The organism is Fimbriimonadaceae bacterium (genome assembly GCA_023957775.1).
Lineage (GTDB): Bacteria > Armatimonadota > Fimbriimonadia > Fimbriimonadales > Fimbriimonadaceae > JAMLGR01.
In genome coordinates this window covers 139,280-161,576 of record JAMLGR010000006.1, presented here as the reverse complement: position 1 = coordinate 161,576, position 22,297 = coordinate 139,280, and the positions used below count along the sequence as shown (strand labels likewise).

At 64.9% G+C, this 22,297-nt stretch carries 23 protein-coding genes; 5 read left to right on the top strand and 18 right to left on the bottom strand.

All coding sequences use genetic code 11. The features are described 5' to 3' along the window. Positions 1-5: 5 nt before the first annotated feature. From M9921_07070 to M9921_07055, 4 genes are all read right to left on the bottom strand, one after another. Complete coding sequence (locus tag M9921_07070; protein ID MCO5296600.1) at positions 6-392, bottom strand: glyoxalase superfamily protein; 387 nt, start codon at positions 390-392, stop codon at positions 6-8. A gap of 246 nt (positions 393-638) precedes the next feature. Then, on the bottom strand, positions 639-1,604 hold the full coding sequence (locus tag M9921_07065) for a hypothetical protein (protein ID MCO5296599.1): 966 nt from the start codon (positions 1,602-1,604) through the stop codon (positions 639-641). Positions 1,605-1,630: 26 nt separating this feature from the next. Further along, on the bottom strand, positions 1,631-2,143 hold the full coding sequence (locus M9921_07060; protein MCO5296598.1) for a class I SAM-dependent methyltransferase: 513 nt from the start codon (positions 2,141-2,143) through the stop codon (positions 1,631-1,633). 54 nt (positions 2,144-2,197) lie between these two features. Then, the gene (locus M9921_07055; protein MCO5296597.1) at positions 2,198-3,550 is read right to left on the bottom strand and encodes an FAD-binding oxidoreductase; all 1,353 of its coding nucleotides are present in this window, start codon (positions 3,548-3,550) and stop codon (positions 2,198-2,200) included. Positions 3,551-3,677: 127 nt separating this feature from the next. Here M9921_07055 and M9921_07050 point away from each other — a divergent pair, with 127 nt between their 5' ends. Continuing rightward, positions 3,678-4,508 carry a hypothetical protein gene (locus M9921_07050; GenBank protein ID MCO5296596.1) on the top strand — a complete coding sequence of 277 codons (831 nt, stop codon included), beginning with the start codon at positions 3,678-3,680 and terminating at the stop codon, positions 4,506-4,508. On the opposite strand, the gene M9921_07045 is transcribed toward M9921_07050, so the two are convergent. The 3 genes from M9921_07045 to M9921_07035 all read right to left on the bottom strand — a co-directional run bounded on the left by M9921_07045 (position 4,505) and on the right by M9921_07035 (position 6,460). After that, positions 4,505-5,119, bottom strand: coding sequence for a hypothetical protein (locus tag M9921_07045; protein MCO5296595.1), 615 nt, complete (start codon positions 5,117-5,119; stop codon positions 4,505-4,507). The genes M9921_07050 and M9921_07045 overlap by 4 nt on opposite strands. A gap of 165 nt (positions 5,120-5,284) precedes the next feature. Next, complete coding sequence (locus M9921_07040) at positions 5,285-5,668, bottom strand: DUF302 domain-containing protein (GenBank protein MCO5296594.1); 384 nt, start codon at positions 5,666-5,668, stop codon at positions 5,285-5,287. Positions 5,669-5,758: 90 nt separating this feature from the next. Continuing rightward, a complete protein-coding gene (locus tag M9921_07035) occupies positions 5,759-6,460 on the bottom strand; it encodes a PEP-CTERM sorting domain-containing protein (GenBank protein ID MCO5296593.1) in 702 nt (233 codons plus the stop codon). A 310-nt stretch (positions 6,461-6,770) separates the two neighbouring features. Between M9921_07035 and M9921_07030 the strand changes: the two genes are divergently transcribed. Next, positions 6,771-7,841, top strand: a complete 1,071-nt coding sequence (locus tag M9921_07030; protein ID MCO5296592.1) for an HD domain-containing protein — start codon at positions 6,771-6,773, stop codon at positions 7,839-7,841. 121 nt (positions 7,842-7,962) lie between these two features. Here M9921_07030 and mgtA read toward each other — a convergent pair whose 3' ends face one another. From mgtA to uxuA, 8 genes are all read right to left on the bottom strand, one after another. Continuing rightward, positions 7,963-10,491, bottom strand: a complete 2,529-nt coding sequence (gene mgtA, locus M9921_07025) for a magnesium-translocating P-type ATPase (GenBank protein ID MCO5296591.1) — start codon at positions 10,489-10,491, stop codon at positions 7,963-7,965. 172 nt (positions 10,492-10,663) lie between these two features. Further along, the gene (locus tag M9921_07020) at positions 10,664-11,161 is read right to left on the bottom strand and encodes a GNAT family N-acetyltransferase (GenBank protein MCO5296590.1); all 498 of its coding nucleotides are present in this window, start codon (positions 11,159-11,161) and stop codon (positions 10,664-10,666) included. Beyond that, entirely contained in the window at positions 11,095-12,699 is a 1,605-nt protein-coding gene (locus tag M9921_07015) for an FMN-binding glutamate synthase family protein (protein MCO5296589.1), read from the bottom strand. Before M9921_07015 ends, M9921_07020 begins: the two co-directional genes overlap by 67 nt. A gap of 13 nt (positions 12,700-12,712) precedes the next feature. Further along, entirely contained in the window at positions 12,713-13,615 is a 903-nt protein-coding gene (locus M9921_07010; GenBank protein MCO5296588.1) for an aminoglycoside phosphotransferase family protein, read from the bottom strand. 20 nt (positions 13,616-13,635) lie between these two features. Next, complete coding sequence (locus tag M9921_07005; protein ID MCO5296587.1) at positions 13,636-14,217, bottom strand: TMEM175 family protein; 582 nt, start codon at positions 14,215-14,217, stop codon at positions 13,636-13,638. Between the two features lie 41 nt (positions 14,218-14,258). Then, positions 14,259-15,152, bottom strand: a complete 894-nt coding sequence (locus M9921_07000; protein ID MCO5296586.1) for an endonuclease/exonuclease/phosphatase family protein — start codon at positions 15,150-15,152, stop codon at positions 14,259-14,261. Positions 15,153-15,225: 73 nt separating this feature from the next. Then, complete coding sequence (locus tag M9921_06995) at positions 15,226-15,507, bottom strand: hypothetical protein (GenBank protein ID MCO5296585.1); 282 nt, start codon at positions 15,505-15,507, stop codon at positions 15,226-15,228. 483 nt (positions 15,508-15,990) lie between these two features. Beyond that, positions 15,991-17,148, bottom strand: coding sequence for a mannonate dehydratase (uxuA, locus tag M9921_06990; protein MCO5296584.1), 1,158 nt, complete (start codon positions 17,146-17,148; stop codon positions 15,991-15,993). A gap of 71 nt (positions 17,149-17,219) precedes the next feature. Between uxuA and M9921_06985 the strand changes: the two genes are divergently transcribed. From M9921_06985 to M9921_06975, 3 genes are read left to right on the top strand one after another with little or no spacing between them, the layout of a single operon-like run. Continuing rightward, positions 17,220-19,847, top strand: coding sequence for a hypothetical protein (locus M9921_06985; GenBank protein MCO5296583.1), 2,628 nt, complete (start codon positions 17,220-17,222; stop codon positions 19,845-19,847). 35 nt (positions 19,848-19,882) lie between these two features. Next, on the top strand, positions 19,883-20,116 hold the full coding sequence (locus tag M9921_06980) for a ribbon-helix-helix protein, CopG family (protein ID MCO5296582.1): 234 nt from the start codon (positions 19,883-19,885) through the stop codon (positions 20,114-20,116). Beyond that, positions 20,113-20,457, top strand: coding sequence for a type II toxin-antitoxin system PemK/MazF family toxin (locus tag M9921_06975; protein MCO5296581.1), 345 nt, complete (start codon positions 20,113-20,115; stop codon positions 20,455-20,457). The genes M9921_06980 and M9921_06975 overlap by 4 nt, the downstream gene beginning before the upstream one ends. 47 nt (positions 20,458-20,504) lie before the next feature. Here the strand turns inward: M9921_06975 and M9921_06970 are convergent, their stop codons facing one another. The 3 genes from M9921_06970 to M9921_06960 all read right to left on the bottom strand — a co-directional run bounded on the left by M9921_06970 (position 20,505) and on the right by M9921_06960 (position 22,275). Next, positions 20,505-20,960: a YdeI/OmpD-associated family protein gene (locus M9921_06970; protein MCO5296580.1), complete on the bottom strand. Its 456-nt coding sequence runs from the start codon at positions 20,958-20,960 to the stop codon at positions 20,505-20,507. A gap of 51 nt (positions 20,961-21,011) precedes the next feature. Further along, the gene (locus tag M9921_06965) at positions 21,012-21,668 is read right to left on the bottom strand and encodes a DUF4272 domain-containing protein (protein ID MCO5296579.1); all 657 of its coding nucleotides are present in this window, start codon (positions 21,666-21,668) and stop codon (positions 21,012-21,014) included. A 106-nt stretch (positions 21,669-21,774) separates the two neighbouring features. Beyond that, on the bottom strand, positions 21,775-22,275 hold the full coding sequence (locus tag M9921_06960; GenBank protein ID MCO5296578.1) for a hypothetical protein: 501 nt from the start codon (positions 22,273-22,275) through the stop codon (positions 21,775-21,777). Positions 22,276-22,297: the final 22 nt, after the last annotated feature.

Below are 22,297 nucleotides of genomic sequence, written 5' to 3'. Positions count from 1 at the left end.
CCCCGTCACTGGGCGGGTTCTTCGACCCGCACCGAGTTGCCGCTGGGGTCTTCCAACAAGAAGGCCCGAGCCCCCCACGGTTCGGTCTCGATCCCGCGCACCACTCCAGAGCTTCTTGCGCCGGAGTAGAGGCTCTCCACGTCGCGAACCTGCAGATAGAGGTAGCCCCGCCCCGCCCGCAGCCACTCCGGTTGCGGCCTCGGGTCTTCGTCCAGGATGAGGTGGACCTGCACGCCGTCGCGCTCCAAAACCGCGTAGTTGGGCGGCAGCTCGCCACCCTCCTTGAGCCATCGCAGCTCAAAGCCGAGGGCGCTCTTGTACCAGCCGGCCGCTTCCACCACGTCCGTGACGGGCATCACGGTCACCGTGCGGAGGATCGTCTCATCGGCCATCGCCCGACCCCCTTGGCTCCCGAACCATCACAAGCATCCGTCTTGAACGGTGTCTCCGAATGGACCACCCCAATGTGCCTTTGGCGAGCGTGTTGCTGACGACCGCGCCCGGTTGAACGTGGACGAGTCCATTGGCGTCGGTGGGCGCTCCGATATCGGTGTTGGCCATTTCCGCCCTTATACCCGGGGCCAAGCGGGGGATGAAGGGCTCCCGCTCAACGGGCCTGCAGAGTCGTCGTCCTCGTTTCACGCATTGTCCACCTCCCACTCTGCCGCCAGGCCAGGATCTCTAAGCTCTGCAAACCACGACAGGTGCTCGATCAGATCTAAGGGCATTCGAACGGCTACGAGGTGGGAAGTGTCGCCTCGCACGACCCGCACCGCTGCCTTTTGGTTCCCAGCATTCAGGGGATTCGGCAACGCCCCGATGAAGAGGAAACGATCCGGGCCAGAACCGACCGGGCGGCTCACAGACACATCTAAGAGGCGGCCTAGAGCCTCGTAACCTTCGACTCCAAGTCGAAATCGATACAGCTTGGGTTGCTCGTCGAAAAGTGCCCGCACGGTGGCAAGGAACACTCCATTGGACGCCTCAGCGCCCAGGATTTCAAGTCTCGCTCGCGCGCCCCACGATCGACTCGCCTTGGTTCTATTGGCCTGGATGCTCCTCCACAAACTCCTTGCGCGCGCGACTCGCGACTTCCGCTTCCAGTCTCCAGGATCAAAGGGCCTCCGAAGGTTCTCGCCCCAACGCGTGCTAACCTGGGATAGGAACCGATTTTCCTCGGCTCGACAGATGCGCTCGATTCGGAGTCGGTTCCTTTTCGTGTAGGGCAACCCTCTTGCATAGAGAGTCCCATGCGTCGCCTCGTGAATGATCGAAGAGGCATACATCGGCAAGAGCCATTCAGGTTGCCGCGCAACCTCGAACTTCGTGAAGTCGACATTGCAGATCCTCCCGGCAGTGTAACTCGCCAGACTAGACAGTTCGGTATCGACGATGTAGTCGAGTTCCCTTTGGATGCGCGCCATTCTCCGCGGGTCCGCTGATTCGACGAGATCAAGCGCGAGCTTCGTCCAAAAGACAAACTCGTCAGGACAACCGCCGCCGGCGATCAGCTGGCACAGTTTGATCCCGCGATATTCCACTGCCACCCCGCCCTCGACGAGCCACCTCTGAAACCTGGCGTGGAGCGAGCGAATCACACCCATTGCTGAATGCGAGTGTACTTTGGACCCTACAGCCTCTCTTCAAACTCCCGCGTAAGGTCCTGAAAGACCACCCCTTTGGGCATCGCATAGATCTCCTCCTCTTGATCGCAAAAGACGGAGGTCAGTGTGAGTACCACATGGTTCTGGATCCGACGGCGCGCACCCATCTTCCCTCCCAGCGGGATGTTGCGGGCCACCGATAGGTACGCGACACCACCGTCCGCGAGGAGCGCATCGACATCCGCAAAGAGTTTCTGGCGCGCAAATCGTGTGAGCACGTTCGCGACGTGGTTCACCACGATCGTATCGTAGGGGCCGGTAGGCGGCGTTGGGCGGTAGTACGGGTCGAACGCGCCCCAACCGTGAGCGTCCGCGTCGAACCCGTGACCGCACCCGTAGTCCAGTACCCGCCCGCGCACGAAACCCTGTTCAAGGAGCACACGGGCGGTCTTGCTAAGATCTGAGCGCCGAGCCGCCCCCCCGAGTTCTTTGAAGAACACATATCCACCCCGGCCCTTCGTTCGTTTCGCCTTGGCCATCACTGCACCTTCCGGCGAGGCCCCTCACCCCCGGCGGGGCGAGGGGCTCGCGTGTTACGCCGGTTGGATGTTCTGGTTCGTTCGGAACAGGTTCTCCGGGTCGTACTCGCGCTTCACCCTGGCGAGGCGATCGTAGTTCGCGCCGTAGGCCGCCTTCACCCGGTCCGTCTCTTCCTCGGTCAGGAAGTTGACGTACACTCCGCCGTCCGCATAGGGTTCGGCGGCCCTGAAGAACCCTCGGGCCCACGCGATGCACCGCTCGTCGTCTGCCGCCGCATCCCACCGTCCGTGCACGTTCATCACGTACTGTGCGTTGCGGTGCGGGTAGGCGGTCGCATCCACGGCGGGGGTTGCCGTCGCTCCTCCGATGCCTCCGAAGAAGATCTCGCACTGGGGCGAAGGCAGGTTCAAGATGGCGTCCACGACCTCGTCGAACAAGCCATCGGCGAGCGTCGCGAAGTTGTGCGACTTCCAGTAGTTGCGGGCGCCGGGCGTGAGCAACGGGTCGAAGGCCTGCTGCCAGTTCACGTACGGTTGCACTCCCACGAACGCGCCAACCGACGTCCCGAAACTGTGGAGCGGGGCGATCAGGCGCTCCCCCTCCTCGGGGTCTCCCATGTAAGCGAAGGCGAGCACGATCACTTCCGTGCCGTGCACCTCCTCGGGAAGGAACGGCAACGGAGGGGCCTGCCGCAACACGGTCCAAACAGAAAGTTCGTTCGGCGCGCCCGCGACGAAATCCCTGTACTGCTGGAGCACGGACTTCGCCTGCGCGATCGGATAGACGATCAATCCCGTGAGGATGTCCGGCCCGACTGGGTGCAACTCGAACTCGAACCGCGTGACCACGCCAAAGTTGCCACCTCCGCCGCGCAAGGCCCAGAAGAGGTCCGGATGGGCCTCGGCGCTCGCCCGCACCACCCTTCCGTCGGCGGTCACGACCTCTGCCGCGACAAGGTTGTCGACGGTCATCCCGTGTTTTCGGCTCAGCCAACCGAAGCCTCCGCCGAGGGTGAGCCCTGCGACGCCCGTCGTCGAATTGATGCCTACCGGCGTGGCCAAGCCATGCGCCAAGGTCGCGGCATCAAGGTTGCCCAGCGTCGCGCCCCCCTCGACTTCGGCTCGCCGGAGCGTTGGATCGACATGGACCCCGCGCATTTTGCTGAGGTCGACGACGAGCCCCTCGTCGCAAAGCGCGCTTCCCGCGATGTTGTGCCCGCCTCCGCGGACCGCCAGCGCCAACCCGTGTCGGCGTGCGAAATCAACCGCTTGAACGACGTCGGCCGTGCCGCTGCACCGCACGATGACCGCGGGCCGTTTGTCGATCATGGCGTTCCAAATCGTTCGCGCTTCGTCGTAGGTTGAATCGCCCGGTTGAATCACCTCTCCGGCGATCTCGCCTTTCAACGAACGAATGTCATTTCCTTCCAATAGCATGGGGATCTCCTCCAATCAGAGTCTGATGGCAGTGTAGGAGGTCGACCCCGGTAAATCAATGGGGGCCAGGAAATATGCTCCGATCCCATAATGGGAAATGTCCCCACCCCTGCTCATCGTCGATGGCGACAACCTGGCCCACCGCGCCTACCACTCCACACCCAAATCGGTGGCGGGCAAGGACGGCGAACCCCTCAACGCGATCGTCGGGTGGGTCAGCATGCTGCAGCGCGTTTGGAGCGAAGAGCGACCGCGCGGAGTGTTCGTAGCCTGGGACACGCTGGGAGTAGACACCTACCGCAGCGCGCTGTGGCCCCCCTACCAAACCGGGCGCGAGTTCGAACCGTCCATCGTCCATCAACTCGGGCAACTTCCCGATCTGTGCCGCGCCTTTGGGTTCGGAGTCGGCAAAGCGGCGGGATATGAGGCGGACGATCTGATCGCCGCGGCCGCAGCCGCCGAGGTGGACGCCGGCGGGTCGTGCCTCGTCTTCACGATGGACAAGGACGCCTACCAACTGGTCACCGACCAGGTGACGGTGCTCGCTCCGAAACGCGGCACCCCCGTGTTGGACCGTATCGATCCCGCCGGAGTCGTCCGGCGCTTCGGCGTCTTGCCTGAGCAGGTGCCCGACTTCAAGGCGCTCTGCGGCGACCCCTCGGACAAGATCCCCGGCATCCGCGGCATAGGACCAAAAGGCGCGGCGTCTCTCCTCCTTCAGCACGGAACGCTGGAAGGGGTGATCGCGAACTGGTCCCGACCCGAAGATGCCGAACGCGCGCTGCTTTTCCGCGAGGTCGTCAGGATGCGCTCCGAAGTCGCCGTGTCCCTTCCAAACAAGGGGCCCGACTGGCGCTCGGGCGCGCAAGCGCTGCGGGCTCTCGGAGCCGACCGAATCGCGGACCGAGTGGAGGCCTTGGAAGACTAAGCCGACCGACGGCGGGCGATGCGTCGCCGCATCACCGGGATCACCAACGCCGCGAAGGCAAGGGTGCACGGCTCGGGTACCGGTGCCGAAGTGCCCGTGTAAAACTGGCCGAAAAACTCATTGTCGATTCCACCGATCGTCTCGCGGACCTGGACACGGTCGAACGCCGCGTCGGCCCAAACTCCAACAAACTCAGCCGAGTCGTTCGGCCGGGCAAACTGAAAAGAGTCGACAGTCGAGGCCCCGTTCAAAAGGGTCACCGTAAAGGTCGACTCCACAAAGGTCGCGTTGACGTTGGGATCGTTCTCGGGCTCGACGAAATCGAAGCCGAAGGAGTAGACCAGGCCGGAGTTGACCGTGACGTTGAACTCCTCGGTGCCGCTGATGGCCAACTCGTGGTCGGCAAGACGGGTCGTCCACTCGTCGACGATGAAGTTGGAGGCGCCACCGGCCAAGGCAAAGCTCAGCGATCCACTCGAGAAGCCCGCTGAAGTCAGCGTCGACGAAGGAATCGTCGTCGCGGCCGACGCACCGGTGTCGTTGAGGAAGTCCGTCTTGTTGCTGTAGAGGCTCAGGGCCGCCGAAGCCGGCACCGCACAAGCCAAGACCATGCTTGCGCAAACCAAAACCCTCCCAACTCGACAACGTTCAGTTCCCATTTCTTTCAAGCTCCAAACGGTCGCCATTCGCCGACCAACCAAAGTCTCCTCCAATTCTAAATGAACTGCACCGCCCTGTAAAGGGCTGGGACCTGGCAAAAATGATAGGTTCTTCCCCTATTTGGCCTCGTCCACCATCTGAATCGTCTGCTCCTCAACTTCGCGTGCGACCGTCGCCAACGCGGGATCGTCGGACAACGCGGCGAGCATGGCCACCGGCTTGATCAGCCCGATCTTGGTCCGTCCCCCCTCGGAAAACACCGAAATTCGGCACGGCAGGGCCATGTTGATCCGCATGTCCGCCGCCAACACCTTCGACGCCTGCACCGGGTTGCACACCTCGAAGACCCGGCACTCTTCGGCGAACTCCACGCCCTTGCCCCGCAAGGTGTTCCCGAGGTCATGGACGTGGAGCACCCCGAACCCGTGGCGCTTCACGGCGGCATCCAGATCGGCGGCCGCTTGCTCGAACGACTTCTCCGAATCGACGATGTAGTACATGGCACCCCCATTCTGGACGAGCACGACCACCCAAAAACCAAATGGGCCGCCCCCCAAAAGGGGGACGGCCCGACAGGCGCGAGGTCGACCTTACTTGCGGCGGCGACGGGCGCCGATCGCAGCGAGGCCGAGGCCGAGGGCGAGCATGCTGGCAGGCTCGGGAACGGGCGTCGCATCGACGTTGAGCGTCGGGTGCGGGGCGCCTGTGTTCGTGTACCCCGTGTACGTGGCGGCCACCCCATCCTCGCCTGGGGTCACCAGGAGGCGGATCGTCCCTCCACCATTGATCTGCGAGACGAGGTACGCCTTCGATGACGCGTCCAGCGTCAACGAGTAGGACAGCAGGTCTCCCAACGTCCCGGGCGTGTAGGTCCCGCTTCCCAACGCGTGGAGCGGGTTGAGCTGATTGCCGACGCCGTCGGGCAGCGATCCCGCGTCAAAGATCAGCGGGCTCGACCCGGGCTGGATGTCCACGCCGGTCGCTTCGGTGAGCCAGAAATTCACGTTCCCGGCGGCCGAGAATCCGGCGGGGGCATCGTAGAGGTCCAGGCTCAAAGCCGTCACGTCGGACACCGAACCGCCGATGCCCAGATCGTTGGCGTTGAAGTCCAAGACGCCGAAGCTCGCAAACGTCCCGTTGTTGTTGCCTTCGATGTTGAGGAAGGCCTTCCCGCTTGATCCGCCGCGTGGCCCCGCGGGTTGGACCGTGGCGTTGTCGAAAGCCTCGGCCGAGTACTGGGCCTGAGCGGCGCAAGCCGCGATGGCAAGTAGTGGAATCCAGATGGTCTTCATGCTTCTCCTCCTTTTTGCGCGGGATGCCCGCTGGATTGAAACATACCCAGCACCATTGCTAAGGGGGCGTTATGGCGGATGCCGTCCCGCTGGGCACCCGGCTCAAAAGCCAGTAAATTTGCCAGGGTGACGGGTTAGTTCCCGGGATATCCGGGAATGTTCTTTCCAAGAACGATGTCCCGATCCACGTGCCAAACGCCCTTCTTGTCGCGGAGCGGGGTGGCGAGTCCGCGGCTCTCCCTCGGTATCTGGACCCTCCCTACCGATAATGACTTTGGACTCGGCGCCAACCGAGCAAGACGACGTTCAAATGAAACACCTTCTTACGGCCGAGTTCCTGGAACGGGCCCTCGACCACTGCGAACTCGGTATCGTCGTCACCGATCTCGATGGATCCATCCTCTCGGTCAGCGAGAAGACCCTGGAGTTGACGGGCTATCTCGGCAAGGAGCTGATCGGCGCTTCGCCCCGCACCTTCAAAAGCGGACACACCTCCGAAACGGTCTACCAGAACCTCTGGAACACCATCCGGACGGGGCACACCTGGAAGGGCGCCCTGCTGAACCGTCACAAGGACGGCTCGCTTTTCCTCGATCGCGAGACCATCCTCTCGGGAGTGTTGCCCTCCGGCAAGGCCTGCTTCGTCGCCCTGCACCAGAGCGCGAATACCGAGATGGAGCTCAGGGTGAAGATGGCCAAGACCGAGGCCAACCTCGCCAACGCCCTCGGGAAAATCGACCAGGCCAAATCAACCATCGAGTCGCTCGTGACCCAGACCAACCGCCAACTCGGCTGCACCGCCAACGCGCTGAACGCCGCGGTGGAGGCAAGGGACACCTACACGGCGGGACACGGCGCTCGGACCGCGTTGATGATGGACCTCGTCGGAGCCAAACTCGACCTCTTCACCCGCTACTCGCGCGACGCCATCCGCATCGGAGCGACGCTCCACGACATCGGCAAGGTCGGCATCCCCGACACCATTCTGTGGAAACGCGGCCCCCTGACGGAGCCCGAGTACGAGGTGGTGAAGACCCATCCCGTGATCGGTTTCGACATCCTCAAACCCGTTTACATCCAAGAGGAAGTGCTGCGCATCGTGCGCAGCCACCACGAGCGCTTGGACGGCTCGGGCTACCCCGACGGCCTCAAGAGCCACGCGATCCCGGACTACGTCAAGGCGTTTTCCGTGTGTGACTGCTACGACGCGATGACGTCCACCCGCGGCTACCGGCCCGCGATGTCGCCAGAGGACGCGTTCTCCATCCTGGTCGACGAGGCGCTCTTGGGACGCCTCGACATGTCGGCTGTCAAGGCGTTGAAGCGCCTCTACGCCGATGGGGTCCTCAACGACCTGAACGACCTCTGCAACGCCGCGTGACGTTCGGCGGCGTTCCTCGTTCAGTAGCCAATCGACCGCGTCGTCGCGCCGTTCGAAGGTGCGCATGCTCCCCGAGACGAACCAGGAACCCACCTTCCAACGCCGATAGGGCCCGTCTCCTTCAACGGCCCGAGCGCCGATAGAACCAGCGCTTGGCCAACTCGGCACTCGCCACGTAGCCCACCACGATCCCTCCCATCAGGAGAAGGAAATCCCAAGAAAGCGGGACGAGGCCGAAGAGGCTTCCGAGGGGAGTGAAGGGCAGCGCGGCCGTACCAAGGGCCACGCACACCGTCGCGGCCAGCAGGGGGCGGGATGGACGGCTGGCGACCATCGGCCCGCGCGTTCTCACCACGAGGACGATCAGCGTCGCCGAGACCACGGACTCCACGAACCAACCCGTGCGAAACTCGCTCGGACCCGCGTGGAGCAACCCGATCAGCACGCCAAAAGTGAGGTAGTCGAACACGGAGCTGACAAACCCGAAGGTGAGCATGAAGCGCCGGATGAAGGCAATGTTCCAGCGGTGCGGACGCTCCAACCAATCGGAGTCCACGCGGTCCGTCGCAATCGTGAGTTCGGGAGCGTCCGTGAGCAGGTTGGTCAACAACACCTGCTTGGGCAGAAGCGGAAGGAATGGCAGCAGCAGCGAGGCGCCCGCCATGCTGAACATGTTGCCAAAATTCGCACTCGTGGCCATGAAGACGTACTTCAGCGTGTTGGCGAACGTCGCCCGTCCTTCCCGCACCCCCTCCATGAGGACGGCCATGTCGCGCTCCAGCAGCACGATGTCCGCGGCGTCCTTCGCGACGTCCACCGCTTCCTGAACGGAGATGCCGACGTCGGCCGCATGCAGTGCCGGCGCATCGTTGATCCCGTCCCCCATGTAGCCCACCACGTTGCCCGCCTTGCGAAGGGCGCGGATGATGCGCTCCTTCTGGTTGGGCTCGATCTCGGCGAATACATCGGTGGCCTGGGCGCGTGCAGGAAGGGCGTCGTCGCTCAATCGCTGCAGTTCGGCGCCGGTCAACACCCGGGGCTCCCTCAATCCCACCTGGGACGCGACGTGGCCCGCCACCAGCGCGTTGTCGCCCGTGATCATCTTGAGCCCGACCCCCAGCGATTCCAACCCCCGAATCGTCGAATCGATGCCCTCCTTGGGCGGGTCGGCAAGCGCGAGCATCCCCAGAAACGTCATCTCGGATTCGGAGTGACGATCGATGGGGATTGAAGTGGCCATCGTCTTGATCGCGACTCCGAGGGTCCGGAAGCCGCTGGCGCTCAAGGAGGCGAACGCCGACTCGGCCTGGGGCCTGGCGACCGCCATGGAAAGCACGCTCCCATCAGAGCCGAGGGCCGTCGTGCACACGTCGAGCACGTTCGCCAAGGCCCCCTTGGTGACCAACACGACCTCTCCCCCATGGTCGGCCAAGACACTCAGACGTTTGCGCTCGAAGTCGTAAGGAACCTCGTCGAGCTTCATCCAGCCGTCCAGGGGACGCGCCAGGTCGGACCGAATGGCCTCGTCGATCGGATTGGCGAACGCGGTCTCGAAGGACGCGTTCACGAAGGCGTGCAGTTTGACTGTGTCGGAGTCGTTCCCTTGGGCATCGAGACCCGCATGGACCCGAACGCGCCCTTGGGTCAGCGTCCCGGTCTTGTCGGAGCACAGCACGTTCATGCTCCCGAAGTTCTCGATCGCGGCCAGCCGCTTGACGATCACCTGGTGGTCGGCCATCCGACGCGCCCCCCGCGCGAGGTTGACGCTGATGATCGCAGGAAGCAGTTGGGGGGTGAGCCCGACGGCCAGCGCGAGGGAGAACAGAAACGATTCGAGAACGGGGCGCCGCAGGTACACGTTGAACGCGAAGATCGCAACCACCATGAGCAGGGTCAACTGCATCAGCAGGTACCCGAACTTCCGCACTCCTGTCTCAAACTCCGTCTCTTGCGGGCGCACGCGGAGCCTCTCCGCGATCGCTCCGAACTGGGTGGACCGACCCGTGAGGACCACCACGGCCCGGCCGCTGCCGCTCACCACATGGGTTCCCAGAAAGAGGGCGCAGTCGCGCGCCGCCGGCGGTGCTTCGGCCGGCACGACGCCCGGGCTCTTGTCCTGCGGATAGCTCTCCCCCGTCAGCGCGGCCTCGTTGACGAAGAGGTCCTGCTCCTCGAGCAGCCTGCAGTCCGCGGGAATGCCCGATCCCGCGGTCAGCAGCACGACATCGCCCGGCACGATCTGCTCCACCGGAAGCTCTTTTTCAAGTCCGTCGCGGACGACACGGACCTTCAGCGCAACCTCGGCCAGGAGCTTTTCGACCGCGGTCGCCGCGCCTCGCTCTTGCCAGAACCCCAACAGACCGCTGATGAGCACGATGCCCAGGATGATCGCGCCATCGGCGACGTCTCTGAGGCTGAACGAGAGGACCGCCGCCACGATGAGGATGAGGACGATCGGGCTCGTGAACTGGCGCAGAAGCAGCGCGGGCACGTCCGAGCGCCGGCGCTCGCCAAGCACGTTCGGCCCGATCGCCTCGAGCCTATTCGCCGCCTCGGCCGCGGTCAGTCCCGTCCGCGAACTGGCGAGTCGGTCCAGGAGGTCGGATTCCGAGAGGCTCCAGAAGCGTTCGAGGCCGGAGGGTGCGCTCATCGTCGGGGTTAAGGCGCAGTGTACGCCCAAGCCCGCAGCCGTAGGTCGCCATCGCCTGTTGCACGTGGGACGCCTCGGTCGTTCCGGGAACGAACCGGTGACTCGGCGCGAGGATTTCAGCCGATCCGGTTCATGTGCTCCGGCACTTTCGCGGTGAGGGGCCCGGACCTTCCTACGCAGGGCTCCCGGGGAGGACCCTTTCCTGGTGCTCGTAGTTCCTCAAAGCCATCCCCACGCATCGACGGAAACCCCTCGACTCGTAGAAAGCAGCCACGTCCTCGTCGCACAGGACATCGACGGCGTAGTGGCCCTCCAGGGTCTGGGTCATGCGCCGTAGAAGCTCCGAGCCGATGCCGCGGCCCTTGTACTCGGGAAGCACCTCCAAGAGGGGGATGTGGGCATAGAACCCACCGTCCGAGAGGGCGTTCACGAAGCCGACGCAACGATCGCCGTCCATCGCCAGCCAGACCGCGTGGCTTCCGCGGAGGATCTCCAGATGCGCGGCCGGATCCGGGTGCTTGGGCCATCCGGCAAAAAAGCCGGACAACTGCGAAGGTCTCAAATAGGAAAGCTCGTCGGTGTAGGAGATGCCCATGGGTCTGTTCAGCGGCGGGCCGCCGCCGGGATTCGGAATCGTTCGGAAGAGGCGCTGCGCCACAGCGGACCCCATCGCCCGGGGGGCCCTTCCTCCAAGAGCGCGCCGGGCGCGAGGGAAAGGAAGAGCTCCGCATAGCTGCGGACCGTGGTGCCGTCGATGCGCCGCATCAGCAGATCGGGCCCGAGCTGCGCAGGGCCTTCCAGGCCCATGGCTGCCACCAATTGCATCAGGTCTGCAACCGTGTTGCGCTGGAAATTGCAGACGCGCCGCGCCTTGTCCTCGACGACCAGCCCTCTCACGCGGCGTGGATCCTGCGTGGTGACTCCCACGGGGCACGTGTTGGTTTGGCACCGCTGGGCCTGAATGCAACCAAGCGCGAACATCATGGCCCTCGCGGCGTTGCAGTAGTCGGCACCCTGAGCGAGGCGCTTGGCCATCTCGAACGCCGAGGAGACCTTGCCGCTGCAGCCGAGCCGGATCTGGTCTCGCAGTCCCACGCCGACCAGCGCGTTGTGGACGAATTGCAGGCCCTCCGTCAGAGGGGTCCCCACATGGTCCTCGAACTCGAGGGGGGCGGCTCCGGTTCCTCCCTCCCCACCATCCACGATGATGAAATCGGGGGTGCACTCCATCTCCAACATCGCCTTGCAAATGCCGAGAAACTCCGACTCGTCGCCAACGCAAAGTTTGAAGCCGGTCGGCTTACCCCCGCTGGCTTCCCGCAAAGTGCGCACGAACTCGATCAGTCCGCGCGGGGTGTCGAACGCAGTGTGGTACGGGGGCGAAACGCACTTCTCCCCTTCCGGCACCCCGCGGATCTCGGCGATTTCGCGGGTCACCTTGGACGCGGGCATCACCCCTCCCAGACCCGGCTTGGCGCCTTGCGAGAGCTTGATCGAGATGCACTTCACCGACTGGGCGGCCGCTTTGTCGCGGAACCGCTCGAGGTCGAACTCCCCCTGGTTCGTGCGGCATCCGAAGTAACCGCTTCCGATCTCCCAGACGAGGTCTCCCCCAGGCTCGAGGTGGTACTTCGTCAATCCTCCCTCGCCCGTGTCGTGCGCGAACCCCCCAAGCCTTGCGCCCTTGTTGAGCGCGAGGATCGCGTTGCTGCTGAGGGCGCCAAAACTCATCGCCGAGACGTTGAGCAACGCCATCGAGTACGGCTGCTTGCACTCCGTCCCGCCCACCTCGACGCGCGGCGGCGCCTCTTGCGGTGAAACGGGAGCGAGCGAATGGGCGAACCACTCGTAACCGATGGCGTAGACGTCGAGTTCGGTCCCGAACGCTTTCTCCTCGTTCACGTCCTTGGCCCGCTCGTAGACAAGGGCGCGCGCATCGCGATCGAAGGGGCGTCCATCGAGGTCGCTTTCGACGAAGTACTGCTGCATCTCCGGCCGGATGTCCTCGAAGAACCACCTGAGATGCGACACGATCGGGTAGTTCCGCTGGAGGCTGTGGCGCGTTTGAAAGAGATCCCGAACGCCCAAAAGGGTCAGGAGCGCGAACGGGGCGAAGCCGGTGAACCAGGCCGAGGACACCCAGAGGGCCAAACCGCCCGTGACGACCGTGCCGCCAATCGCCACAATCAATCCGAGGTAACGGGACATGCCTTGCTGAATTCTACGGGATCGAGCAAAGGAGTTCCGCGGTGCCAAGACCCGAACGCCACTCCCGGTCACCGTCCTCGAAGCTCCACCAGACCGAGAGCACGGCCTGGCACGCCGCCCATCGGGCGATCCGAACGGGGTCGAGATCCAAGATCTCGGCGAACTGCGCGATGCGTCGCCGGGTCCGTTCTTTCGCGCCGGGCTGCTGCGCGAAGCCGGGAGGATTGCGAAGCCACGCGCCCGGCTCGTAGGCGGGCTCGCCCTCCACGCCCTTGGGATCGATGGCGAGCCAAGGGGCGCGTCCCGCCGAAAGCACGTTCTCATGATGCAGGTCGCCATGAAGTAGACGGGCGGGCGCCTGCTCTGCCAGAAGCTCCCTGCCCATGGTTTCGGCCGCTTCCACCAAAGCGGTCGGAAACGGACCGGTACCTCCTTCGAATCGGCGGCGGAGACGGTCGAACCCGCCAAACCAATCCTCGATGGTGGGAAAGGCACCGCCCAACGGCGGCGCACGGTGGAGATCCCGCATCACCTGGGCGGCGGCTACCGTCGCCTCCGCGTCGTCGAGGGTTGTAAGGGACGCGCCGGGCACGAGTCGCTCCAGGAGCAGCGCACCGAGCCCCTCGTCGGCATCCAACAGACGCACCGCACCGTGTCCGCCATAGACCCGAAGAGCACCCACTTCGGTTCTGAGTTCCCTGCAGGGCACCCCGAGCTTCACCACGACCGGCTCGCCTCCGCGCTCGGCGCCCGCCACGTAGTTGTAGGAGAGGTTTGGGAACGCGCGAATTCGCACCAGCCCCCAGTGTGCGCACACACGTTCCAGGAGCGAGGGGAAGGTCTCCAGCCACTGCCGACCCTCCGCTCCGAAGGTCGCCTCGATTCTGCCAACAAACGCATCGTCCAGACCGTGCACGCGAGCAGGATTCCTCAAGGTCAGGCGTCGTCCGTCAGGGCCCGCTCGATCCGCCGATCCGGGACGAGCCACATGAGGGCGACGATCACGTACAGCGCGATCGATCCCCAATGCCAGACCCACGCGAGCCCGATCGCCACGAGGTACAGGATCGGCGACACCTTGCCCTTCCAGTCCTTCCCCACGGCCGCTTTCAACAGCGAATCCGGACCCTGCGCCTTGATGATCTGGTGTTGGAGGAGGAAGTACGCGATGGCGGCCATAAACAGGACGATGCCGTACACGCCGGCCGGCGCCGCGGAAAAGTGGTTCTCGCCCATCCACCCCGTGGTGAACGGCACGAGGGACAACCAGAACAGCAAGTGCAAATTCGCCCAAAGCATCGGTCCGGAGACCTTGCGCGTGGTCTGAAGCATGTGGTGGTGGTTGTTCCAGTAGATCGCCAGGTACACGAAACTCAGCAGGTAGCTGAGGAACACCGGCAGCAACGGCGCCAGTGCCTCGAGTTCGACGCCGTGCGGCACCTTCAACTCGAGCACCATGATCGTGATGATGATGGCGATCACCCCGTCGCTGAACGCCTCGAGACGGTTCTTTTCCATGAGTCCCCCGCCCTCATTGTGACGTGTGTGATCCGAGGTGCCTAGAGCCGAAAGTCGACCACCAGAGGCAGGTGGTCCGAACCGACTGCGGAGCCGACATTGGCATCCCGAATCTCGACCCCCTTGGAGACGAGGCAGAAGTCGATCGGGATACCCAGCCAAATCCTCATGGCTGGCCACGTTGGGTGGACGCCCCTGCCCAGCGAGCTGTCCCGCAGGCCGGTGCTCTTCGCCAATTCGTCGAAGGCCGAGGACCACGGCGTCATGTTCAGGTCTCCCACAAGGAGCGTTGGGCCGGTCTCGCCCCGTAGCCTCGAAGCAATGGCTGCGAGTTGCTCGTTGCGCAACCTCGCCGTGTCTGCATGAAGCGGTGGGAGAGGATGCGTGCCGACGAGCGTGACCGCGTGGCCGTTCACCGAACTGTAGGCGATCACGGAAGGCACCCCCGACTCGCCGACGAACGCGACTTCACCCTTCAGGAATGGGTGGCGACTCAGGAGTGCGATGCCGAAATTGTCACCCCGCGGCTCGACGAGTTGGTACGGGTAGTCCCCTTTGAGGCCCTCGAGCGCCCTCACCCACGCGACGTCGATCTCCATAAGCAGGACGAAGTCGGGATGGCGGTCGCGAAGAAACCCTTCGACCAGGTCGTACCGGTCGTTCTCGGTATTGACATTGAGCGACACGATCCGAAGAGTCTCGGCCTTCTCGTTCCCCGTGGGTTTGACTGGCCAATAGTAGGGCATCACCGCAACAAGATTCAGCAAGCACCCAAGGCCGTAGAGGGCCGCCCAGCGAAACCGTCGCGTCCCAAGCACTGCAACGAGCGCTCCAAACAAGATCGCAAGGTAGTGCATGCGGAACGCCGAGAGGAGATCGAGGGCCCACATCCACTTCCCCGCATAGCCGAGCAACGTGGCAACGCACACAAGCACCCCCGTGACATGCAGGAGAGTCCACAGCAGACTCCCTCGCTTCTTTGGTTTGCTTAAGCTGCGTGCTTCGGGCTCAGGCGTCATTTGCTGTCTCCGGGGCGCCACTCTCCTCGCGCCACGCCGCGAGGCCCCGATGCGCCCGGAGATGCTCCCGCCCCTTCGCCGAAACCAACAGCCTCGCGCCGCGTCCGGGCTCGTTGCAATGCTCGAGAAAGCCGCGATCGTGCGCCTCCTCCCAGACCGGCAGGCGCGGGCACGACGTTCGCCACGCCTCGACCGTTTCGGCGTAGGGCCTCGAGTGCGGCCCGATCCACTCGAGGAGGTCGAGCACCAGGTCTTCCACCGGGTCTGCCATGGATCTGCTCAGCCGACGCCCACGATCCACCGGTAGATCACGTAGATCCAGTTCAGCAACCCATGCCAGATCGCCCATCCGATCGAGTGGTTGATCGACCAGGAGACCTGCACGGCCACGGCGACGCCGACCGACGTCACGAGGGAGATTCCTGCGCCCGCGGAACTACGACGCCCAAAGGAGGCTCGGTATTCGCTTTCCATCGTTGGGAGTACGGTCGCAGACCCCATCGCGTTGACCGCCAGCCGTCAAGGGGAGTCCCCCAAGATTCGGCGCATCATCTCAACGTAGGGTGTGTGCGAGTCGATCTTCCACTCCCCACCCTCGCGGATCAGGTCCACCTCCCCGCCGTGCCCCTCCAACCCCCAGAGGTTCCAGTGGTGATCTGGGGCCAAGAGACAGAGCCCGTCCCCGACTCGCGCAACCAGAGCGTGGCCAAGAGGCTGAGGACGAGGCTGGTCTTGGCGAGGAGAGGGATCGGCTTCACCGGCTGGCCAGCCCCATTTCCAAGCCCCTTAGCTCGGCGAGACCCTTGAGGCGGCCGATGGCGGAGTAGCCGGGGGTGGCGCGCTTGTGGAGGTCGTCAAGCATCTGGAGGCCGTGGTCGGGCCGCATTGGCAACGGCTCGCCCCGACGGCGCATGATCTCCAACACCGCGCGCATCACGGCAGCCATGTCCGTGTCGCCCTCCAGATGGCCGGATTCGCAGAAACCACCCTCCCCGTCGCGCCTCGTGTTGCGAAGGTGAAGGAAGTGGACGTGCGAGCCGAGGCGCCCCAGCATGGCCGGCACGTCGTTGTCGGGCCGAACGCCAAGCGACCCCGTGCAGAAGCACAGCCCATTGCTGGGCGAGGGCGCGGCATCCAAGATCCAGGCCAGATCCGCTTCGGTGCTCACGACGCGGGGCAGACCGAACACGGGAAACGGCGGATCGTCGGGGTGGATCGCCAGACGCACACCGTTCTCCTCCGCCGTAGGCACCACGTCTCGCAGAAACAGCCCGAGATTCTCCCTAAGGGCGGCCGCATCGATGTCCGCGTACGAGGCCATGGCCTGACGCACCCCGTCGAGGGTGAACGGCTCGTCGCTTCCCGGCAAACCCATGAGGACCGTCGCGGTCAAACGGTCCCGCTGGAGTTGCGACAGCCGGTTTGCCTTCTCAACCTCTTCGGGCGAGTAATCCCCCTCCGCCCCAGGGCGCCCGAACACGTACAGATCGAACGCGGCGAGGTGGGAGCGGTCGAAGCGCAGCGTGTTGCTGCCGTCGGCGAGCGGGCTCTCCACGTCCGTGCGCAGCCAATCGAACACGGGCATGAAGTTGTACGTGACCACGCTCACTCCGCACTTGGCAAGGTTCTCCAGGCTCGTGCGGTAACGGTCGATGTACCGAGGGCGCTCGCCGTCGCGTCGCTTGATGGCGTCGTGCACGGGCAGACTCTCGACGACCCGCCACTCCAGTCCGGCGGCTTCGATCAAAGCCCGGCGCTCGAGGATGGCGTCGACGCTCCACACCTCGCCCACCGGCACCTGGTGCAGCGCCGTGACCACGCCTTGGCACCCCGCCTGCCGGATGTCCCGAAGCGACACCGAATCGCCCGGCCCGTACCAACGCATGTTCTTGTGTGTGAGGAACTCAGCCACGGTTCTTTGGCCCCGAGGCGACGGTACCCCACCCCCTTGCTTCCCGCCTCGAAGCGGACTAACATCGATCCATGAGATCGGTCCTCGCCATCCTCCTTGCGTTCGGCGCCGCAGCCCTCGGGTCCGCTCAGACCTACGACGCCTCGCTGTTCGGCGGTCTGAGCTACCGGCTCGTGGGGCCGTTCAGGGCGGGCCGGTGCCTTGCATGCTGCGGCGTGCCCGGACAACCCGAGCGCTACTACTTCGGGGCGGTCGGCGGCGGGGTGTGGGAGACGCGCAATTCGGGTCGCACGTGGTGGCCGGTCTGCGACGAGATGGGGGTCGCCTCGATCGGCGCCCTTGCGGTTGCGCCCAGCGATCCCAACGTGATCTACGTGGGTACGGGCGAGGCGGACATGCGGAGCGACATCCAGCAGGGCGACGGCATGCTCAAGTCCACGGACGGCGGCGACAGTTGGACGCGCATCGGCCTCGAGGACACCCGCCAGATCGGCAAGATCCTCGTGGACCCGCGGGACGCCGACACCGTCTACGTCGCGGCCCTCGGCCACCCTTACGGCCCCAACGAACAGCGCGGCGTCTTCAAGTCCACCGACGGCGGAAAGAGCTGGCGCAAGGTGCTGTTCAAGGACGCCGACACGGGCGCGATCGACCTCGCGATGGACCCGAGCGATCCGAACACCATCCTCGCAACGCTCTGGCAAACTCGTAGGCCGCCGTGGTCCATCTACCCGCCCAGCAGCGGGCCCGGCAGCGGCCTGTACCGCACCACCGACGCCGGCAAGACCTGGACGCGGATCGAGGGCCATGGCCTGCCTGCGTTCTTCGGGCACATGGGCATCGCGTTCTCGCCCGCGAAGCCCGACCGTGTGTACGCCGTCGTGGACACGAACGCCAAAGAGGGCGGCGGCATCTTCGTGTCCGAGGATAAGGGGCTGAACTGGTCCCTGGCAACCTCCGACTCCCGGTTGTGGGGCCGCGGCTGGTACTTCGGAGGCATCACGCCCGACCCGAAGGACCCCGAGATGGTGTACGTGATGAACACGGGGATGTACCGCTCCACCGACGGCGGCAAGCACTTCCTCCCCATCAAGGGCTCGCCGGGGGGCGACGACTACCAGTCCCTCTGGATCAACCCGGACGATCCGAACCGGATGATCGTTGCGAGCGACCAGGGAACGGTCGTGAGCGTGGACCGGGGGAACACGTGGAGCAGCTGGTTGAACCAGCCCACGGGCCAGTTCTATCACGTGATCGCGGACACACGGTTCCCTTACTGGGTGTACGGCGCGCAGCAGGATTCCGGTGCGATGGCCCTGCCCAGCCGCTCGAATCACGACAACATCTCGATGCGCGACTGGCGTCCGATGGCCGCCGGGGGCGAAAGCGGCACGATCGCAGTGGATCGGCTCCACCCCGGCACGGTGATCGACGATGGCGGCACCATCGAACGGCTCGCGGACGGCTGGCACATGACCGTGAACCCGACCGCCGGCAAAGAGGGCGGACCTTGGCGCAAGACGTGGACCCTCCCGATCGCCGCATCCCCGCTCGACCCGAAGGTGTTCTACACCAGCCACCAGCGCGTGTTTCGAAGCGGCGACGGCGGCCGGAGCTGGCAGACGATCAGCCCGGACCTCACGCGCGAGACGAACACCGTGCCAGCGAACCTGGATGCCCCGACCGCCGCGGATCACGACGGCTCGCCCCGGCGCGGGGTCGTGTACTGGCTCGCACCTTCGCCCGTCGCGAAGGGCCAGATCTGGGCCGGCACCGACGACGGGCTGATCTGGATCACCCGCGACGAGGGCAAGAGTTGGCAGAACGTGACCCCTCCCCAACTCACCCCATGGAGCAAGGTAGGCATCATCGACGCGTCCCCCTTCGACGCGCAGACCGCGTACGCCGCCATCGATCGGCACCGGCTGGACGACAACCGGCCCTACATTTATCGCACGCACGACGGCGGGAAGACGTGGACCCTCACCACGAAGGGTCTTCCGTCGGACCAGTGGGTGAACGTGGTGCGCGAGGACCCGATCCGAAAGGGGCTCCTCTACGCAGGCACGGAGCGGGGCGTGTTCGCGTCGTTCGACGACGGCGGGTCGTGGCAGCCCTTGCAGCTCAACCTGCCGCCGGCCTCGGTGCGCGACCTCGTGTTTGCGGGCGCAGACATCGTGGTGGGAACGCACGGACGCGCGGTCTGGATCCTCGACGACGCGTCCCCTCTGAGGCAGATGTCTCCGCAAACGGCCTCGACGCCGGTGGTGTTGTTCCAACCCTCGCCTGCCGTGCTGTTCGTCCGGGGTCCCGGGTTCGACGACGGCACGCCGCTTCCCATCGAGGAACCGCGTTGCGAGAACCCGCCGAACGGTGCGATCCTCGACTACGCGCTTGCTCGAGCCGCGGGGGTGGTGGAGCTGACGATCACCGACTCCTCAGGCAAGGAGGTCCGCAGGTTCTCAAGCACCGACAAGCCGAGACCGCCCAACGCGAGCACCCTCACGATCGCGCCTTACTGGGTGAAGCCCACGCTTCCGCTCTCCGCCGAAGCCGGCGCCCACCGGATCGTGTGGGATTTCGGGGGACGAGGGGTTTCGGTCGCGCCGGGCGAGTACACGGTGACGCTCACGGTCGACGGCAAGTCGGTGACGCAGAAGCTGAGCGTCGTGCCGGATCCGCGCGAGCCGAAGGGGTAGGCAATCCGCCAGTCATACCGTGGTATAACTAGAGTATGAAAACGGCGATCTCGCTGCCGGACGAGTTGTTTGCCGCGGCGGACCGGCTTGCCAAGCGGCTTGGAAAATCGCGCAGTGCGCTCTACGCGCAGGCGATCGAGGAGTACGTCGCCCGGCACCGCGCGGACCGGGTGACGGAACGCCTCAACGCGGTGTACGACGCGCAACCGGGCGCCCTCGACCCTCGGCTCGCGCGCGCCCAGCGCACGGCTGTCGAAGGGGATTGGTGAGTCGGCGGGGAGAGATCTGGTGGGCCGATCTCGGCGAGCCCCGTGGGTCCGGGCCGGGGTTTCGCCGCCCGGTCTTGATCGTGCAGGACGATGCGTTCAACGCGAGCCGCATTGCAACCACGATCGCCGTGGTGCTGACCTCGAATCTGGCCCTGAGCGCGGCGCCGGGCAACGTGCTCCTGCCCAAACGGGCGACGGGCTTGCCGCGCGATTCGGTCGCCAACGTGTCCCAGGTCGTTACGATCGACAAGGCCGTGCTCGTCGAACGGGCCGGCTCTTTGGGCAGGGCTCGACTCGGCGCCGTGGAGCAGGGGTTGCGCCTGGCGCTGGGTCTTTCCTAGTGTCTTGCTGGCGGATGGGCGCCCGTGTGGACCGGCGCCTTCGGGACCTACTCCTCGTCCGCCAATCCCTTCACTGCCCGCTCGATGCGAAGCGCGCGCGTCTCGGATCGCTTCGCCCCTTCGACCGCCTCGACGGTCTCGCGCTGATGGGTGAAGCTGAGTTCGTTCCAGCGCGTCCACGCGCCGGGGGCCGTTTTCAGCGCGTCCGCAAGGTCTCTCGGAGGCTCGACCGTTCGCGATTCGGTGTCGAGTTCGATGCGGACGTCGAGGCTCTCGCCTCCTGCCAGGCCCGCGGCCTCCCGGTTGCTCCGGCGCAGGGGGATGAACGTCTCGCCGCCCATCGACGCGATCGTGCTACGGAACGTGAAGCCGTTCAGGGTCACCTTCACGGGCGCCCGCACCTTGCCGAAGAGCTCCTTCGGGTCGAACCCGACGGGAATCGCGCACGTCGCCCCATCGGACAGGAGCGTGACATGGACGGTGATACACGGGTTTGCGGCCACTCAGTCACGATACAGCATCGACGGCAGCCACAACCGATTGTCGCCCGTTCCTCAAGTGTCGGTGGACACGACGTCCCACTCCTGCTCGCCGTAGCGGATCAGCCAGTTGAGGGCGTGGTGGCGCTCTTGGACGACTCCCGGATCCAACCCTCCGGGCGGTTTCTTACCGTGCCTTGCGGCATGGCGCACCTCCCAGTGCAGCCGGTAGATCAGGTCCGCGGCGTCGAGGATTTCGGTCTTGGACCTGAGGGTCAATCCCTGGACGAAGGGCCAGGGCGACGCGTCGGGTGGCGGAAAACGACCGACGATGATGCCACTGTCCACTTGCTCCCTGGGAATCGGAAGCTCCTCGAAGAGTCCCGCGGCCCACATCAAGACGAACAGCGCCTCGCTGCGCCACGAGGCGTCGATGTTGGCGCGCTCGTCCGGCTCGGCCCTTGCAAGGAGAGAGGTCTCTTGCGGGGTCAGGTGCTCCCAGAGCTCGTGCTCCTCAAGGTACTCGCGCCAGAACGTGTTCCTGACGTCCTCGGCGGCACCCGCAACGCAGAAGAGGCACACGATGCGCGCCCCCACCTCCTCGGCGGCCCGCAGCGAGGTCTCCTCCTCCGACTCGATGCCCGGCAACGCGGACCGAAACGCGATCCCCTCTTCGGCCATCAGAGCCTCGCTCAGAAGCCTACGCTTCTCCGACGGGTCGAGGCTGCTCATGCTAATCGATCGTGCGAGGCCCGTCGCACTTCCAATCGGATTCGAGAGGTTGATTCGGCATCTCGCCTCAAGTTTGGCTCAGCCGTGACCCTTCCAACCGAGCGAATCAGTCCCCTCGAAGCCGAGTTCCTAGCCGCTCAAAGGAGCAGTCGAGCATCCGGTACAACACCCAAACGAACAAGGGATTCATCACCGCGACTGTCCCGCCGGCCCAGACGCCCGCCTCCGGCACGCCCTGCCGTAACGTAGCGGCAATGCCAATCACGGTCAAGCTTAAACTGATCCCAATGATCCCTGTGATCAGCAAGGGTGGAAGCAACAGGATCGTGAAGCGCTCGAGAAACGACTCGCCCCCGAAAGATTGGTTCGTTTCGAAACACCGCTTGAAACCGTGGTAGGCGAGGATCGCCGCAAGGACCTGGCAGGTCGATCCAACCAAGGCAACCTCGGCCGGCGTGTGCTGACCAAACGCGGGTCGCACCAGATAGCTGAGGCCGCCCAACGCGCCCAGAACGGAAGGGATGATGGCGTAGCGTGCTTTGTCCCAGGGTCCCAGTTCCCCGTTTGCCAGGACGGACTCGAGCTTGCGTGACGAGAATAGGATCATGTTGGTCTTCCTCCGCCGCGGA

Coding starts and splice junctions, on each gene's coding strand:
- M9921_07065 (MCO5296599.1), bottom strand. CDS start 1,604: ATGGGTGTGATTCGCTCGCTCCACGCCAGGTTTCAGAGGTGGCTCGTC.
- M9921_07045 (MCO5296595.1), bottom strand. CDS start 5,119: ATGGTCTTGGCTTGTGCGGTGCCGGCTTCGGCGGCCCTGAGCCTCTAC.
- M9921_07020 (MCO5296590.1), bottom strand. CDS start 11,161: ATGGGGTCCGCTGTGGCGCAGCGCCTCTTCCGAACGATTCCGAATCCC.
- M9921_06980 (MCO5296582.1), top strand. CDS start 19,883: ATGAAAACGGCGATCTCGCTGCCGGACGAGTTGTTTGCCGCGGCGGAC.
- M9921_06960 (MCO5296578.1), bottom strand. CDS start 22,275: ATGATCCTATTCTCGTCACGCAAGCTCGAGTCCGTCCTGGCAAACGGG.
- M9921_07005 (MCO5296587.1), bottom strand. CDS start 14,217: ATGGAAAAGAACCGTCTCGAGGCGTTCAGCGACGGGGTGATCGCCATC.
- M9921_07050 (MCO5296596.1), top strand. CDS start 3,678: ATGTCCCCACCCCTGCTCATCGTCGATGGCGACAACCTGGCCCACCGC.
- M9921_07070 (MCO5296600.1), bottom strand. CDS start 392: ATGGCCGATGAGACGATCCTCCGCACGGTGACCGTGATGCCCGTCACG.
- mgtA (MCO5296591.1), bottom strand. CDS start 10,491: ATGAGCGCACCCTCCGGCCTCGAACGCTTCTGGAGCCTCTCGGAATCC.
- M9921_06985 (MCO5296583.1), top strand. CDS start 17,220: ATGAGATCGGTCCTCGCCATCCTCCTTGCGTTCGGCGCCGCAGCCCTC.
- M9921_07040 (MCO5296594.1), bottom strand. CDS start 5,668: ATGTACTACATCGTCGATTCGGAGAAGTCGTTCGAGCAAGCGGCCGCC.
- M9921_06995 (MCO5296585.1), bottom strand. CDS start 15,507: ATGGCAGACCCGGTGGAAGACCTGGTGCTCGACCTCCTCGAGTGGATC.
- M9921_07015 (MCO5296589.1), bottom strand. CDS start 12,699: ATGTCCCGTTACCTCGGATTGATTGTGGCGATTGGCGGCACGGTCGTC.
- M9921_07060 (MCO5296598.1), bottom strand. CDS start 2,143: ATGGCCAAGGCGAAACGAACGAAGGGCCGGGGTGGATATGTGTTCTTC.
- M9921_06965 (MCO5296579.1), bottom strand. CDS start 21,668: ATGAGCAGCCTCGACCCGTCGGAGAAGCGTAGGCTTCTGAGCGAGGCT.
- M9921_07030 (MCO5296592.1), top strand. CDS start 6,771: ATGAAACACCTTCTTACGGCCGAGTTCCTGGAACGGGCCCTCGACCAC.
- M9921_07035 (MCO5296593.1), bottom strand. CDS start 6,460: ATGAAGACCATCTGGATTCCACTACTTGCCATCGCGGCTTGCGCCGCT.